Consider the following 13,940-nt stretch of genomic DNA (forward strand, 5'->3'; position numbering starts at 1 on the left):
ATCCGACATCGAATCCGGGGGACACCCGCATCCGTGGTGGGGACAACCCCACCCCCTCCACATCTGACTCCTGTGGACCGCTCCATCCCTGCTGTCATGGGAGACTGACGCCATGCCCATCCTCAACAAGGACATGCAGGTCTGCATCTCACTCGCCGCTCGACCGAGCAACATCGGCACCCGCTTCCACAACTTCCTCTACGACGAGCTCGGGCTGGAGTTCGTCTACAAGGCGTTCACCACGACCGACCTCCCCGGCGCCGTGACCGGCATCCGGGCACTCGGCATCCGCGGCTGCTCGGTCTCGATGCCCTTCAAGGAAGCGATCATCCCGCTCGTCGACGTCGTCGAGGAGTCCGCGGCGGCGATCGAGTCGATCAACACCGTGGTGAACGACGACGGCGTCCTCACGGCGTCGAACACCGACTACGAGGCAGTCGCGTCGCTGCTCGCCTCGCACGCCGTCGATCCGTCCGCGAGCGTGCTGCTCCGCGGCTCCGGCGGCATGGCCAAGGCGGTCACGGCGGCGTTCCGGGGTGCCGGGTTCGACGACCTCACCGTGGTCGCACGCAACGAGCAGGCGGGGCCGGCCCTCGCGGCGCAGTACGGGTACGAGTGGGTCGCCGACGAGCGGGACGCGCCGGTCACCGACGTCCTGGTGAACGTCACGCCCCTCGGCATGCGCGGCGACCAGCAGGACACGCTCGCCTTCGACCAGTATCGCGTCGGGGCGGCGACGACCGTGTTCGACGTGGTCGCGTTCCCGTCCGAGACCCCGCTGATCCGCGCCGGTCGCGCTGCGGACAAGCAGGTCATCACCGGTGCCGAGGTGATCGCGCTGCAGGCGGCGCGGCAGTTCGAGCGGTACACGGGCGTCGCGCTGACGGACGACCAGGTCCGCCGGGCGAGCGAGTTCAGTCGCAGCGAGGCCTGATCGGCTCGTCGGTGTACCGCATGCCCATCCGGGTGCGGACCTCGTCGAGGGTCGCCTCGGCGATCTCGTTCGCCCGACGGTTCCCGGCCGCCAGCACCGCTGTGACGATCGACGGGTCGCGAGCGAGTTCGGCACGACGGCGTCGGTGCGCGGCGAAGCGCTCGTTGACCGCCTCGACCGCGACACGCTTCACCGCTGCCGCGCCCGCTGAGCCGATCTCGTCGGCGATCGCCTCCGGGGTCGAGCCCGTGCACAGCGCCGCGGTCGTGAGGAGCGCTGCGACCCCCGGCCGGCGCTCGGGGTCGAAGGTGATGTGCCGATCACCGTCCGTGCGTGCCCGTCGGATGACGTCCGCGGTCTCGTCGGCGGTCATGCCGAGCGCGATCGCGTTGCCGTAGCTCTTGCTCATCTTCCGGCCGTCGACACCGGGGACCTCGGGGGACGTCGTGACGAGCGGTTCCGGCTCGGGGAACAGCGCGCCGAACCGGTCGTTGAACCGCCGAGCGATCGTCCGTGTCATCTCGACGTGCGGCAGGTTGTCCTTCCCGACCGGGACGAGGTTGCCCTTGCAGAACAGGATGTCCGCGGCCTGGTGGACGGGGTAGGTGAGCATCAGGCCGCTGAGCGCGCGACCGGATGCCGCGACCTCGGCCTTCACCGTCGGGTTGCGGTGCAGCTCCGCTTCGGTGACGAGGCTGAGGAACGGCAGCAGCAGCTGGTTCAGCGCCGGCACCGACGAGTGCGTGAAGACCGTCGTCGCGGCCGGGTCGAGTCCGGCCGCGAGGTAGTCGAGCACCGCCTCGCGGACGTTCGAGGCGACGTGGTCAGCGGTGTCGCGATCGGTGATGACCTGGTAGTCGGCGAGCACCAGGAAGGTCTCGACGCCGCGCCGCTGCAGCGCGACGCGCTCGGCGATCGTGCCGAAGAAGTGCCCGAGGTGCAGCCGACCGGTCGGCCGTTCGCCGGTCAGGACGCGGAACCGGTCCGGTCGCGCCCGGATGCGGGCGTCGAGGTCGTGCATGCGGTGTTGTGTGGCGGTGAACGTGTCCACTGGAGTTGCCCTCTCGAGAGAAAGGGCTGCACGACGGTCCTGCGATCTGCGAGCTGCCGTGCAGCCCGCGACCATGCGTCAGGAGGCTGCTACCGCAGCCACCACGAAGAACGAGGAGAACGCATGTCGGGATCGTAGCGTGAGCGTCGGCGCAGCGACACCCGTCCCCACCGCTCGATGTCGGCGCTCTACGCTGGTCGGATGCTCTCCCGACGTGACGCCGCCGTCCGGCTCGACATCTCCCTCGAGATGGCGACCCGGCACGGGATCCCCTCGCACCTCAGCGAGGCCGAACTCACGGCGATCGAGCAGGACCCGCCCGCCTGGCTCGTGCAGTCCCGAGTCAACCGCACGGGCACCAAGAAGGTCTGGGTCCGCCTCGAGTGCGTGGTCTGCGGCTTCGCGGAAGAGGCACGTCCGAAGAAGTGGTGGCCCGATTGGGACCACCTGATGTGCGACTACCACGAGCCCTACCAGGCGCCGGACCCCGTCGCGGGCTTCACCCGGCACGAGGTCGAGGGCATCGGCAGCCGCTTCGTCGCGCTCGTCGACACCCGGCCGTAGCGCGGAGCACACCCGCACCCCGCACCCGCGGCCGCACCCGCACCCGCACCCGCACCAAGACGCACCCGCGCCGCGCCCTGATCGCGCACCGTCCACGACGGAAGGCACGGTACCGACCGGCACCGCGCCTCCCGTCCTGCCCGCACACGGCGCCCACCGGCGCCGTCACGCGGCTCCGTCAGTCGACGGCGTCCCCGATGGCGGCACCGACCCCGGCCGCCGCCACGACGGCGCCGGCCCAGGCCACCGCTGCCGGGGTGGCCGCGACGGGACGGAGACCACGGAACGTGGTCGCCTCGTCGCTGTCGAACGGGACGGCGTCGAGCTGTCGTGTCTGCTGCATGCGCTGCTTCCTTCCTCGATGTCCTGGTGATCAGTTCCCGACGGCCTCTTCGACCGCGTACGCGGCGACCGCACCCGTGAAGACCGAGGTGGCGGCGAGCGCTGCGAGCGGGGTCGCGGCGAGGGGCTGCTCCGGTGCGAACCGCTGCCCGCGGTCGCTGTCGAACGCGATGTCGGCGATGGTGGTCATGCTGGATTCCTTCCGTTCTGCGATGGTGATGATCGGGCGCTGGGCCCGGTTCCCGGCCCGGTGGGCCGAGGTCACTCTCGTCGTGCCGAGACGACGAAGACTGCGGCTGCGATGCCGAGCACGACCAGGACCGACAGCCACGCGAAGCCGGGCAGGTCGAACAGGAGTATCGCCACCGCGATGGCGATGAGCACGACGGGTGCTGCGAACCACAGCGCGGTCCGTGTGTTGGCGTTCATCTGGTCTCCTCCTTCGGTCGTGCGGACGCTGCGGAGGCGGCGTCCGGCTGCCGACGGGGGCCGTCCCCGTCGTGCATGGGTTCCCGTCGGGATGCGAAGAGCTCCTCGACGGGCACGGTGTCGTCGTGACCGCCCGTGCGGACGATCGCGAACTGGACGGCATCGGCGCGACCACCGGTCTGCGCGGCGACGACGCGGCGGACGAAGGCGAGCAGCGCGCGGTAGTCGGCACCCGTCTCGTACCCGTCCGGCAGCTGTTCCGCTGCCACCAGGAACCGTCCGACCACGTCGAACAGGCCCTTGTCGACCCGCCGGTCCGGGAACCACAGCATGTGCCGGAGCCGGCGTGCTGCGACGTCCTTGGTGCGCGTCCACTCGCTGACCACGTCGTCCTGCCGGTACCGGTGCAGCAGCTCGAAGTCCATCGAGGCGGGGATCGGTGCGAAGAAGCGCCAGTTCGGGATCAGCAGCGCGGCGGTGTCGACCTGCCGGACCCGGTCGAACCGACGGTTCGGGTGCTGGCCGATGACCGTCGCGATGATCCAGAGCGCGAGGCCGATCGCGAGGGGCAGGGCCCGACCGTCACTGCGGCGGCTCATCGGTCCACCCCGATCGCCTCGCGGACGAGTGCACCGACCCGTCGGACCGGTCCGGGGTGGACGAGCAGGCCGTCGTGGGTGGACCGGACGACCTCGCGGCGACCGTCGTGCTCGTGCGCGACGCGTTCGTGCGCGGCGCTCACGGCCGGTTGGAGTTCGTCGCTCGTGCTCGCCGTGACGACGAGCACGTCGGCACCCTCGGGGATGCGGCGTCCGGGTCGGTCGGCGACGAGGTCCGGCTCCGCCGCCTGCCACTCCGCACGGCCGGTGCGCCACAGTCGGGCGTTCCGGTACACGGGGCTCAGGTCGTCGGTCCGTTCCTGGCGTGCGGGGATCGCCCAGGTCGTGGCGTCGAGCAGCCATCCCCAGCCGGTCCGCAGGGACCACTCCATCAGCGGGAAGCCGTCGGTGAGCGACCGGACGGCGGTCAGGACGTCCTCGTCGGGTCGGTCCACGAAACCGGTGGTCGGGTCGAGGAGGACCACCCCGGCGACGTCGCGCCCGAGCTCGGCCGCGTGGCGTCGGAGCAGGTGCCCGCCGAACGAGTGCCCGACGAGCCAGATGGGTCCGTCGTCGGCGTGGCGGCCGACGAGGAAGCGGAGGTCCTCAGCGTAGGTGGCGAGCGTCGCACCGGGAGCCGTGCTCGCCCCGGTTCCGGGACGGTCGTACGTCAGCGTGGCGACGTCGCCGCCGAGCTCCGCGATGATCGGGTCCCAGTACTCCTGGACCGCGACGAGCGAGTTCTCGAACACCACCAGGGGTGCACCCGGGCCCGAGGTCGCCGGCCGGTACCGCACGGCCAGACGCGATCCGGCGGGCGTCTCGACCACGGTCTGCCCGGCACGGGGACGTCGACTGCGCCGGGCGTCCACGACCTGCCGGACCACGGCCTGCGTCCCGACCGCGGCCCCGATCACGCCGAGGACCCACGGGAACCCGTCGTGACGACGCGGCACGACCGATCGACGGTCCGCGGTGACGTAGAGCACCGCGGGCTGCAGTGCGAGGAACGCAGGGAGGAACCGACCGAGCCCCATGGTCGCGGCGATGGTGAGGTGCATCCCGGCGATCGCGCCGAGGTACGCCACGCGCATCCTCGGGCCGAGCACGAACACGATCGGGAACGCGCACTCGAGGACGAGCGTGGCGACCTCGCCCACCCGCGCCAGTGCCGGCCGGTCGCGCAGGACCCGCCACACCCACTCCGAACCGTAGGTCCGCGTGCGCATCACCCCGAGCAGCGCCGAGCCGTTCCGCCAGGGCTCACCCATCAGCTTCACCCACCCCGAGACGAGGTACGACAGCGTCGCCTGGCTCGCGACCGCCCACAGCGCGGTGTCCACCGTCGCGGGTCGTCCGGAGGCCCGGGCCACACCCGACAGCGCCTGCGTGAAGAACGCCGCCTGGTCGCTGCCGTCGCCGCCGTTGTGGTGCAGCGGCCCGAGTGCGTAGCCGGTGAGCACCGTGACGGCGGACGCCGCGGCGCGGACGTGTCGGTCGCGGACCGGGGACAGGTGGACGAGGGCGGCGGCCACCCGGAGCCCGTGCATCGCGGTCACTACCCGGGGCCGGTAGACGCGGTCGAGCACGCGGCGCAGTCGCTCGTTGCGGACGAGCGCGGAGCCCCGCAGCAGGGTCCAGTCGTTCAGGCCGCCCGTCCGGCGGTTGTCCGCGTTCGCGAGGTGCTCGAGACTCCCCATCAGCACCACGAGCGCGGAGGCCCGCTCGGTCGCGGCGAGCACGTTCCCGCGGTCGGCCGACCGGTCGACGACACTGCGGACGACGCGGTCCACGAACCCGATCACGACGCCACCTCGAACTCGACCGTGTACGTGGGGGACTCCGTCGTCACCGGACCGCCGTCCCGGTCGCCCGTCACGGACCGAACGGCGAGCCCGAGCTCCGCACCGAGGCCCGTCAGGACCTCGACCGGTGTGAGGAGGCTCACCTCGTTCCCGATGGTCGTCCGTCCGCCGTCGTGCCACAGGTGACTGACCTGCCAGAGGCCGGTCGGCTCGTCCAGGGTCGCGTAGGTCTGCAGACCACGGCCGGCGCCCGGGTACGGGACGAACCAGGTCTCACGACGACGTCCGCCGTGCAGGCCGAGCACCGCGTCCGGGTTGTGCGTCTCGACGACCAACCGGCCGCCGTCGGCGAGGTGGTCCCGCGCCGTGGCGAGCGTCTCGCGCTGGTGCTCGCGGGTCAGCAGCATCGAGATGGACGCGCAGACGCAGAAGACCAGGTCGAACCGCCGTCCGAGGCGGAGGTCCGTCATCGAGCCCTGCACCAGGTCGAGGTCGACGCCGGCGTCGTCGGCGCCGTCGCGGCACCGGTCGAGCATCTCGGCGGACAGGTCGACGCCGGTGACGGTGATGCCCCGCTGCGCGAGCGGGATCGCCACGCGACCGGTCCCCACGCCGAGCTCGAGCGCCGTCGCCGGTGCGCTGGAAGCGAGCACCTCGACGAGGCCCGGGTCCGGCGGGAAGACGTCGTCGTAGATCTCCGCGAACTGCTGCCCGTACGTGTGCTGCACGACCCGACCCCCCTCGGCGCCGGGCTCCCTCGGCCCGACACCGAGGGACGGTAGGCCTGTACGTCCGCTCAGTCCCACGAGTCCCGACGATCGCTCAGGCTGCTCGGAGGCGTTCGCCAGGTCCGGTCGGCACCCCACCCCGGCGCGTGCGCCGCGTCGAACCGCACCAGCTCGGGGAAGCAGCCGGATGTGCACCGGATCGGGTCGGTCGGGCACGCGGTGGACCGGTGTGTACCCCGGCCCCGCGGTCAGTCGGCGGCGGTCGCCGCGAGGTCGCTGTAGGTGGCCGCGTACCAGCCGACGGTCGAGTCCCCGGACGTCGGACCGATGGTGACGTACTCGCTCCGGGTGCGCAGGTACAGGTCCTCGTCGTGTCCGCACCGGATCTCGCCCGAGGCGAGCCGCTTGCCGCTCTCGGCCCCGTCCACGATCCGGCCGGCCCACACCGCCATGTGGACGGTGCCGTCGCCCTGGCACGTGATCGACACCCTCACCCGGGCAGGTGCCCCGTCCTCGCCGGTGCCGAGGGACAGTCGGCTCGACGAGTCGTTCGAGCCGGTGCCGCTGCCGAGTTCGCCCGGCTGTCCCGCCCAGCGGTCCTGCACGCCCTTCGCCCAGTCCGGGAACGCATCGTCGAGGCCCACGGGCTCGGCTCGGTGCGAGCACCCGGAGACGGCGGTCGCGGTGATCAGCGCCAGGCCGACCACGAGGGTCGCGCGTCGGGGCCGGAGGGGGCGGTGGTCGGGTGCAGCGGGCATGTCCCGGTCAGTCTGGCGGACCCAGGACCCCGCCACAGCGTCCCCGTTCGCGGGGCCGGTGCCGAGGCGACCACAGGACGGACGGGAGGCGCGGTGCGGGCCCGCACCGCGCCTCCCGGCCCTCAGGACGTCGCGATGCGACCCGCGGCCACCCAGCCGAGCCGCCGCAGCGTCTCGCGGTTGCGGATCCAGATCATCGGCTGCATCAGGAGGTCCGGCACCCAGGCGCCCGGCCCCGCCACGGCGTTCTCCACGATGGTGACCTTGCAGCCGCGGCGGTGCTCCTCGACGACGAGCTCGACCCGGGCCTCGCCGAGGGGCCACCCCTTCGGCTGGATGACCATGCGGTGCGGGGCGTCCCACTCGAGGACCGTCGTCACGTCGTCGATCACGAGCGGCCAGACGCCGAACGAGTGGTGCAGGCGGGTGCCGACCGCTGGCCAGCCCGGGTCCTGCCCGCGCATCCGCGAGGCGCCGACGACCCACGTCGTGAAGAGCCAGCCGTCCGCGAGCACGTCGAAGACGTCCTCCGGGCGGCAGTGCAGGATGCGGACGTTCTTCGCCATGGTCAGTCCTCCGGTGTGAGATCGACGTGCTCGGGCAGCCCGAACGTGTGTCGCAGGGCGCTCCGGGCCGCGTGCCAGCCGGCCATGCCGTGCACACCGGGGCCGGGGGCGGACGCCTCGGAGCAGAGGTACATGCCGCCGCCCATGCGCCACGGGTCGGACGACAGCACCGGGCGCTTGACCAGCTGCCAGAAGCTCGCGGCACCCGCGGCGATGTCACCGCCGACGTAGTTCGGGTTGTACGCGCCCATCTCGACCGCGGTGCGGCTGCTCGACTGCAGGACGGTGTCTCGGAAGCCGGGCGCGAACCGCTCGATCTGCCGCGTGATCGCCTCGGTCTGGTCGACGTCCGACCCGGCGGGGACGTGCGCGTACGCCCAGAAGACGTGCTTGCCCGCGGGCGCGCGGCTCGGGTCGACCACGGTGGGCTCCGAGCCGAGCACGTACGGACGCTCGGCGTGCTGGCCGCGTGCGACCGCGCCCTCGGCGGCCGCGATCTCGGCGCGGGTCCCGCCGATGTGCACCGTGCCGGCACGGCGGAGCGCCTCGTTCGTCCACGGGACCGGGTCGGAGAGCGCGAAGTCGACCTTCGCGGCGGCGTTGCCGAACCGGAAGCGCCGGAGGGCGCCCCGTCGCGGCGTCGGGATCTGCTTCCCGGCGATCCGCAGCATCCCGGGGACGCTCGTGTCGAACAGCACCGCCTTGGCCGGGGTGAGGTCGGCGAGCGAGCGGACCTCGCGCCCGGTCTCGATCCGGCCGCCGTGCGCGACGAGGTCGGCGGCGAGCGCGTCGACGATCGCCTGGCTGCCGCCGATCGGGACGGGCCAGCCCCGCGCGTGCGCGTAGGCGCCGAGGGACAGCGCGGCGGCGGCCGTGGCGAGGGACGGCATGTGCTGGATCGAGTGGGCCGCGACGCCGGAGACCATGGCGGGGGCGACCTCGTCGCGGAAACGGAGGTTCCACGCACTCGTGCCCTGCTCCAGCGCCCGCAACCCGAACCGGAGGACGCTCAGCGGGTGCCCCGGGACGTGCAGCAGGGCGCCGGTGGCGAAGTCGGCGACCTGGTCGGCGTTGTCGGACAGGGGGGCCATGAGCTGCCGGAACGCCGGGCCGTCGATGCCGAGCGACTCCGCGGTGCGCGCGAGGTCCTGGTACGCGATCCCGGCACGGCCGCCGTCGAGCGGGTGCCCGTACTGGACCTCGGGCAGGCGGAGTTCGATGCGGTCCTCGAGGCGGAAGCGCCGGAAGAACTCGGACTGCAGCGCCATCGGGTGCACGGCGGAGCACACGTCGTGCAGGAACCCGGGCAGCGTGAGTTCGGCGGTCCGCGCACCACCGCCGATCGTGTCGGCGCGTTCGACGACCTCGACCGACAGCCCGGCACGCGCGAGCGTCACCGCCGCCGCGAGTCCGTTCGGTCCGGCTCCGACGACCACCGCATCCACCATGCCCCCGAGCCTAGGGACCGCTGCTGCGCGCCGTCTCGGGCAGCGCGCCCGCTTCCCCCTCACGGCGAGCGGTGATCGAGGCGCGCTCCGCACCGTTCGGTGCCCCGGAGGCGCGGGTCTGCGACGCCCCCCGCGTGCAGCCCGTCATCGCGTCCGTTCCAGGGCCGTTCCCGGTTCTGCAGATGACCGTTCCGGTTCGCGAACCCCGTGATCCGCGAACCGGAACGGTCACGGCGCGGACGACTTCAGCAGATCCGCTCCGAGCCGCAGCGCGTGGACCGAGGTGCCGGGCATCAGGCGCAAGCCGGTTGCCGGCGACGGGCCGCAACGCCGTCGAGATCGCTGCGCTCCGACGGCCGGTCCGGTCAGACGCGCGCCGCGTCCGGGTCCGCCGGGTCCGACCCGTCGTCGCCCGCGTCCGCTGCGTCGGGCTCGTCGGCGTCCACCGGGGTCGATCCCACCGGGTGCTCCGCCAGCAGCGCCGCGAAGTCCTCGTCGAGCATCTGCTGCAGCCGGTCGTCCCGCCCGACCTCGTAGTCGTCCGCCGGACGCTGCGCCCACCCGAGCCGCCCGACGACGGTCGTGCCGATGTCGTCCCAGGCGCGGGCACGGGCGGCGAGGACGATGCCGTCGACGAAGCCCTGGTCGTCCCGGCGCTTGTCGAGCATCGTCGCGAGCTGCTCGTACGTCGCCTCACGCGTGCGGAGCTTGAGGTCGTCACCGCGGCGGTAGTCGTGCTGGTGCCGCGAACGGCCCTTCTGCTTGCTCGACCTCGAGCGGATCTCGCGCATCCGGGCAGCGTCACCGCGCTGTTCCTCGGCCATGCGGTGGAGTTCCTCGCGCGCGGCGTCGGCGATGACGGCGTGGTCGAAGTACCCCTCGTCGCGGAGGGCGTTCGTGATGATCCGGTTGCCCACGGCGATGGTGACCGCGGCCTTCGCGATGAGGAAGCCCTCGTCGACGGCGCGCTTCAGTTCGACCTGACTGACGGGTCGGTCGCGCACGTCGTGCTTGCTGCGTCGTCCGAACAAGGCCATGCAGTCGACGATACCGGCGTCCGGTGACCATCCGTCCGCAGGTGGACCCGGATCAGGCCCTGGAGGGACGACCCGCCTCCCACGGACCCGTAGCGTCGGGTGCATGGTCACGTACTCGGAATCCCCCCGCACCGGGCTCGGCACGGCGAGTCTCGTCCTCGGCGTCTGCTCGTTGCTCGCCGGCTGGACGTTCGTCGCGCCGATCGTCGGGCTGTGCCTCGGCATCGCCTCGCGGAGCCGCGAACCGTTCGCCCGCGGGCGTGCCGGGTGGGGGATCTTCCTGAACCTCGTCGCACTGGCGGTGTGGATCCTGCTGCTCGTGCTGCTCGTGGTGGGCGGCGCGTTCGCCGTGTGGTCGGGCGCGACGCAGGGCCGCTGACCCGGTCGGCCCTGGGCCCCGGGGCTGCCCGCTCAGAACACGAGGCCGTACACGGCGACGTCCACCCGCACCGACCCCAGCGGCATCGCGCTCCGTAGGGTGCCCTCGTGCGTGAAGCCGAGCCGCTCGGCGAGGCCCCGGCTGCGCACGTTGTCGACCGCCGTCCGGATCTCGGCACGCGCGGCGCCCCGCGCCCGGGCCACCCCGACGAGGACGGTGGCGGCACGCCGGGCGACACCCCGTCCCTCCTGGCCCGCGTCCACCCAGTAGCCGAGCGATGCCTGCCCCAGGTACGGGTCGAAGGCGAGCGAGGCGGCACCCACGACCCGGTCGTCCTGCCGGATGACGCAGGGCAGCGCGCGGTCCATCGCGTACTGGCCGAGCAGGTGTTCAGTGTGCAGGCCGATCGTCTCGACGGTCTGCTCCTGCCACGCCCACGGCTCCGCGGCACGGAGCCGGTCGGCGTTCGCGACGACGAGCTCGTGCAGCGGCCGGACGGTGGTGAGGTCGCGCAGCGTCAGCGTGTACCCGTCCCCGAGGTCCCGTCCGAACGCCGCCACCCCTCAGAGACTAGGCACGCGTGCGCCTACTCGTACCGGAGCGCCTCGATCGGGTTCTGCCGGGCCGCCCGACGCGCCGGCAGCGTGCCCGCGAGGAAGGCGATGAACATCACCACGAGGATGATCGTGATCACCGAGGACGGCGCGAACTGCATGATCTGCAGCCCGGGCAGGTCCTTGAGGACGGTCCCGGCGAGGACGTTCGAGATCCCCGTCCCGAGCAGGATCGCCACGCCCGCACCGATCGCACTGCCGAGGAACCCGATGAACACGGCCTCGAGCGAGAACAGCGTGTAGACCTTCCCGCCGCCCATGCCCATCGCCTTCATCAGGCCGATCTCACGCGTGCGCTCCTGCACGCTCATGAGCAGCGTGTTGATGATGCCGAACCCGGCCGCGACGAGCGCGATCACGGCGAAGGCGTTGAGCACGCCGACGATGCCGTTGATGACCGTCTGGAACTGGCCGAGCTGGTCCTGGATGGTCTGCCCGGTGTAGCCGTCCTTCGACAGGGCGCTCTTCACGCTGCTGGCCGACGCACCGCTGTCGAGCGTGGCGGTGGCGCTGGCGTACGAGGTGGCGATCGACGAGGGCTTGCCGGTCTCCTGCGCGGCCTGCATCGCGTCGGTGAGCGCGGCGTTCGCACCGGCGCCGCCGCCGAACAGCGACTCGTTCTGCACCCCCGCGATCGTGGCGGTCAGGGTGTGCTCCTTGCCCTGGTAGTCGTCGACCGCGACGGTCAGCTCCTTGCCCACGGCGGCCTTCGCGCTGCCGAGCCCGAGGTTCTCCAGGTAGTTCGTGGGCAGGAGCACCTGGTTGCCGGCGGAGGACGCGTCGTCGAGCTGCTTCCCGGCGGCGAGGTCGGCGTCGAGCTCCCCGGCGTTGGCGGCGATGTCGACGACGTACTTGCCCTTCCCGTCGTACTCGACCCACTTCGTGCTCAGGGCGACGGCGGGGCGGACGCTCTTCACCCCCGAGACGTCCGTGATCTTCGCGACGTCCGACTGGGACAGGTACGCGAACGAGGCCGGCCCGCGGTCCACGCTCTGGCTCGACTCGTCGGGGTCGTACTTCGCCGGCCCGGAGTCGGTCGACGACTCGACGGCCTTGGTGATCGTCAGCGACCCGGTGTCGCCGATGGAGGCCACCTGGGTGTCGATGTAGTTGCTGACGCCCGTGCCGATGGCCGAGGTCAGGGTGATCGTGAACGCGCCGATGAAGATCGCGATGACCGTCAGCGTCGTGCGCAGCTTCGACCGGAAGGTGTTCGCGACCGCGGTGCGGAAGAGGTCGAGGACGTTCATGCGGAGTGCCTTCCGTGGGTGGCCGGCGCGTCGACGGCGTCGTCGCTCCCGCCCACGATGAGTCCGTCGCGCACGTTGACGCGCCGGTCGCAGCGTTCGGCGAGTTCCTCGTCGTGGGTGACGACCACGAGGGTGATGCCCCGGTCGCGCTGCAGCCCGAAGAGCATGTCCTCGACCACCTGCCCGGTGTTCGTGTCGAGGTTGCCGGTCGGCTCGTCCGCGAAGATGACGCTCGGCTCCCCGACCAGTGCACGCGCGATGACCACGCGCTGCTTCTGCCCGCCGGACAGGTCGTTGGCGTCGTTCTTCGCCTTGTCGGCCAGGCCGAGGGCGTCGAGTGCGGCCATGCCCCGGCGCTTCCGCTCGGCACCGGAGACGCCGGCGATCTTCAACGGGAGCACGACGTTCTCGAGCACCGAGGTCTTCGGCGTGAGGAAGAACTGCTGGAAGACGAACCCGAAGGTGCTGTTCCGCGTGCGGTTCACCTGCCGGGCGCTGAGCGTCGCGGCGTCGGTGCCGTCGAGGAGCACCTGACCCGCCGACGGCTTGTCGAGCAGCGCGAGGAGGTGCATGAGCGTGGACTTCCCGGAGCCGGACTTGCCGACGATCGCGAGGCTCTCGCCCTGGTTCACCTGCAGCGACACCCCCTTGAGCGCGTCGAACCGCGTCGCGCCGCGGCCGTAGGTCCTGGCGAGGCCACGGGCCTCGAGCACGGGAGTGGTCATGCGCCCACCGTACTGTCCGCTGCACGACTGCAAGTTTGCGTTTGCTGTAAACGATGTGACGTTCCGGTTACAGTCGGGCCATGCCCGACACCGCGCCCGCCTCCGAGATGGGCCTCCGCGACCGCAAACGCCTCGAGACCCGGCACCGGATCGCCGAGGCGGCACGCTCCCTCGCACTCGAACAGGACATCGACCGCACCACGATCGAGCAGATCGCCGCGCGCGCCGAGGTCTCCCCGCGCACGTTCTTCAACTACTTCGAGAGCAAGGAGGACGCGGTCCTCGGGCACACCGAGCTCGACCTCGCGCCCGAGACGCTCGACGCCCACCTGGCCGCCGTCGCGGGGGAGCCCGCGGCGCAGGCCGTGGTGGACCTGGCGTTCCTGGTGTTCGGGGAGTCCTTCGGTGACGAGCACGAGCGGCTCGCCCGGAAGGAGGTGATCGTGCGCTTCCCGCAGCTCATGCGCCGCCAGGTCTCCCGGATGACCACGGTCGCCGAGGCGATGACGGGCGCGGTCCGGACGATCCTCGAGCGGGACCCGGCCTGGGGTCCGGACGCGGCCACGCCCCAGGCGGCCGAGATGCTGCTCGGCATGTGCATGACCGGGCTGCGGAGTTCGGCGCGCCACGAGGGGTCGGACCCGGAGGAGGTCCGCGCGCGGGTGGTCGCCACGATCCGCGACACCGCGGCCCGCATCACGGGCCAGTAGC

The 13,940-nt window shown here is 72.1% G+C and carries 18 protein-coding genes; 4 read left to right on the forward strand and 14 right to left on the reverse strand.

Annotated features, from left to right (window positions below; all coding sequences use genetic code 11):
* The first annotated feature begins 112 nt into the window (after positions 1-112).
* Positions 113-934 carry a shikimate 5-dehydrogenase gene (locus ACIPKM_RS06570; protein WP_402736409.1) on the forward strand — a complete coding sequence of 274 codons (822 nt, stop codon included), beginning with the start codon at positions 113-115 and terminating at the stop codon, positions 932-934.
* Here ACIPKM_RS06570 and trpS read toward each other — a convergent pair.
* A complete protein-coding gene (gene trpS, locus ACIPKM_RS06575) occupies positions 915-1,955 on the reverse strand; it encodes a tryptophan--tRNA ligase (protein WP_261646869.1) in 1,041 nt (346 codons plus the stop codon). The two genes, ACIPKM_RS06570 and trpS, sit on opposite strands and share 20 nt — an antisense overlap.
* Before the next feature lie 231 nt (positions 1,956-2,186).
* Here trpS and ACIPKM_RS06580 point away from each other — a divergent pair, with 231 nt between their 5' ends.
* Positions 2,187-2,549 carry a hypothetical protein gene (locus ACIPKM_RS06580; protein WP_261646868.1) on the forward strand — a complete coding sequence of 121 codons (363 nt, stop codon included), beginning with the start codon at positions 2,187-2,189 and terminating at the stop codon, positions 2,547-2,549.
* Between the two features lie 178 nt (positions 2,550-2,727).
* On the opposite strand, the gene ACIPKM_RS06585 is transcribed toward ACIPKM_RS06580, so the two are convergent.
* The 10 genes from ACIPKM_RS06585 to ACIPKM_RS06630 form a co-directional block, all read right to left on the reverse strand.
* Positions 2,728-2,892 carry a hypothetical protein gene (locus ACIPKM_RS06585; protein ID WP_156794816.1) on the reverse strand — a complete coding sequence of 55 codons (165 nt, stop codon included), beginning with the start codon at positions 2,890-2,892 and terminating at the stop codon, positions 2,728-2,730.
* 30 nt (positions 2,893-2,922) lie between these two features.
* The gene (locus ACIPKM_RS06590) at positions 2,923-3,081 is read right to left on the reverse strand and encodes a hypothetical protein (RefSeq protein ID WP_156794815.1); all 159 of its coding nucleotides are present in this window, start codon (positions 3,079-3,081) and stop codon (positions 2,923-2,925) included.
* A gap of 71 nt (positions 3,082-3,152) precedes the next feature.
* Positions 3,153-3,320 carry a hypothetical protein gene (locus ACIPKM_RS06595; protein WP_022905510.1) on the reverse strand — a complete coding sequence of 56 codons (168 nt, stop codon included), beginning with the start codon at positions 3,318-3,320 and terminating at the stop codon, positions 3,153-3,155.
* On the reverse strand, positions 3,317-3,919 hold the full coding sequence (locus tag ACIPKM_RS06600; protein ID WP_071302419.1) for a hypothetical protein: 603 nt from the start codon (positions 3,917-3,919) through the stop codon (positions 3,317-3,319). The genes ACIPKM_RS06595 and ACIPKM_RS06600 overlap by 4 nt, the downstream gene beginning before the upstream one ends.
* A complete protein-coding gene (locus ACIPKM_RS06605) occupies positions 3,916-5,724 on the reverse strand; it encodes an alpha/beta fold hydrolase (RefSeq protein WP_261646866.1) in 1,809 nt (602 codons plus the stop codon). Before ACIPKM_RS06605 ends, ACIPKM_RS06600 begins: the two co-directional genes overlap by 4 nt.
* Entirely contained in the window at positions 5,721-6,452 is a 732-nt protein-coding gene (locus tag ACIPKM_RS06610) for a class I SAM-dependent methyltransferase (RefSeq protein ID WP_261646865.1), read from the reverse strand. Before ACIPKM_RS06610 ends, ACIPKM_RS06605 begins: the two co-directional genes overlap by 4 nt.
* Before the next feature lie 248 nt (positions 6,453-6,700).
* On the reverse strand, positions 6,701-7,210 hold the full coding sequence (locus ACIPKM_RS06615; RefSeq protein WP_156794814.1) for a hypothetical protein: 510 nt from the start codon (positions 7,208-7,210) through the stop codon (positions 6,701-6,703).
* A gap of 122 nt (positions 7,211-7,332) precedes the next feature.
* Entirely contained in the window at positions 7,333-7,776 is a 444-nt protein-coding gene (locus tag ACIPKM_RS06620) for an SRPBCC family protein (RefSeq protein ID WP_071294160.1), read from the reverse strand.
* 2 nt (positions 7,777-7,778) lie between these two features.
* Positions 7,779-9,224 (reverse strand): NAD(P)/FAD-dependent oxidoreductase, encoded by a 1,446-nt coding sequence (locus ACIPKM_RS06625; protein ID WP_261646864.1) that lies wholly within the window; start codon positions 9,222-9,224, stop codon positions 7,779-7,781.
* Between the two features lie 365 nt (positions 9,225-9,589).
* The gene (locus ACIPKM_RS06630) at positions 9,590-10,261 is read right to left on the reverse strand and encodes a hypothetical protein (RefSeq protein WP_071294162.1); all 672 of its coding nucleotides are present in this window, start codon (positions 10,259-10,261) and stop codon (positions 9,590-9,592) included.
* A gap of 103 nt (positions 10,262-10,364) precedes the next feature.
* On the opposite strand from ACIPKM_RS06630, the gene ACIPKM_RS06635 reads away from it, so the two are divergent.
* Complete coding sequence (locus ACIPKM_RS06635; protein ID WP_261646863.1) at positions 10,365-10,640, forward strand: hypothetical protein; 276 nt, start codon at positions 10,365-10,367, stop codon at positions 10,638-10,640.
* Between the two features lie 32 nt (positions 10,641-10,672).
* On the opposite strand, the gene ACIPKM_RS06640 is transcribed toward ACIPKM_RS06635, so the two are convergent.
* The 3 genes from ACIPKM_RS06640 to ACIPKM_RS06650 are packed head-to-tail and all read right to left on the reverse strand — an operon-like array spanning position 10,673 to position 13,229.
* A complete protein-coding gene (locus ACIPKM_RS06640) occupies positions 10,673-11,200 on the reverse strand; it encodes a GNAT family N-acetyltransferase (protein ID WP_261646862.1) in 528 nt (175 codons plus the stop codon).
* 26 nt (positions 11,201-11,226) lie between these two features.
* A complete protein-coding gene (locus ACIPKM_RS06645) occupies positions 11,227-12,504 on the reverse strand; it encodes an ABC transporter permease (protein ID WP_261646861.1) in 1,278 nt (425 codons plus the stop codon).
* A complete protein-coding gene (locus tag ACIPKM_RS06650) occupies positions 12,501-13,229 on the reverse strand; it encodes an ABC transporter ATP-binding protein (RefSeq protein ID WP_070417572.1) in 729 nt (242 codons plus the stop codon). Before ACIPKM_RS06650 ends, ACIPKM_RS06645 begins: the two co-directional genes overlap by 4 nt.
* Positions 13,230-13,309: 80 nt before the next feature.
* Between ACIPKM_RS06650 and ACIPKM_RS06655 the strand changes: the two genes are divergently transcribed.
* On the forward strand, positions 13,310-13,939 hold the full coding sequence (locus ACIPKM_RS06655) for a TetR/AcrR family transcriptional regulator (protein WP_071294165.1): 630 nt from the start codon (positions 13,310-13,312) through the stop codon (positions 13,937-13,939).
* The last annotated feature ends 1 nt before the right edge of the window (position 13,940 follow it).

Origin of the sequence: Curtobacterium sp. NPDC086286 (assembly GCF_044746255.1) — a bacterium.
In the GTDB taxonomy this organism is placed as follows: Bacteria; Actinomycetota; Actinomycetes; order Actinomycetales; family Microbacteriaceae; genus Curtobacterium.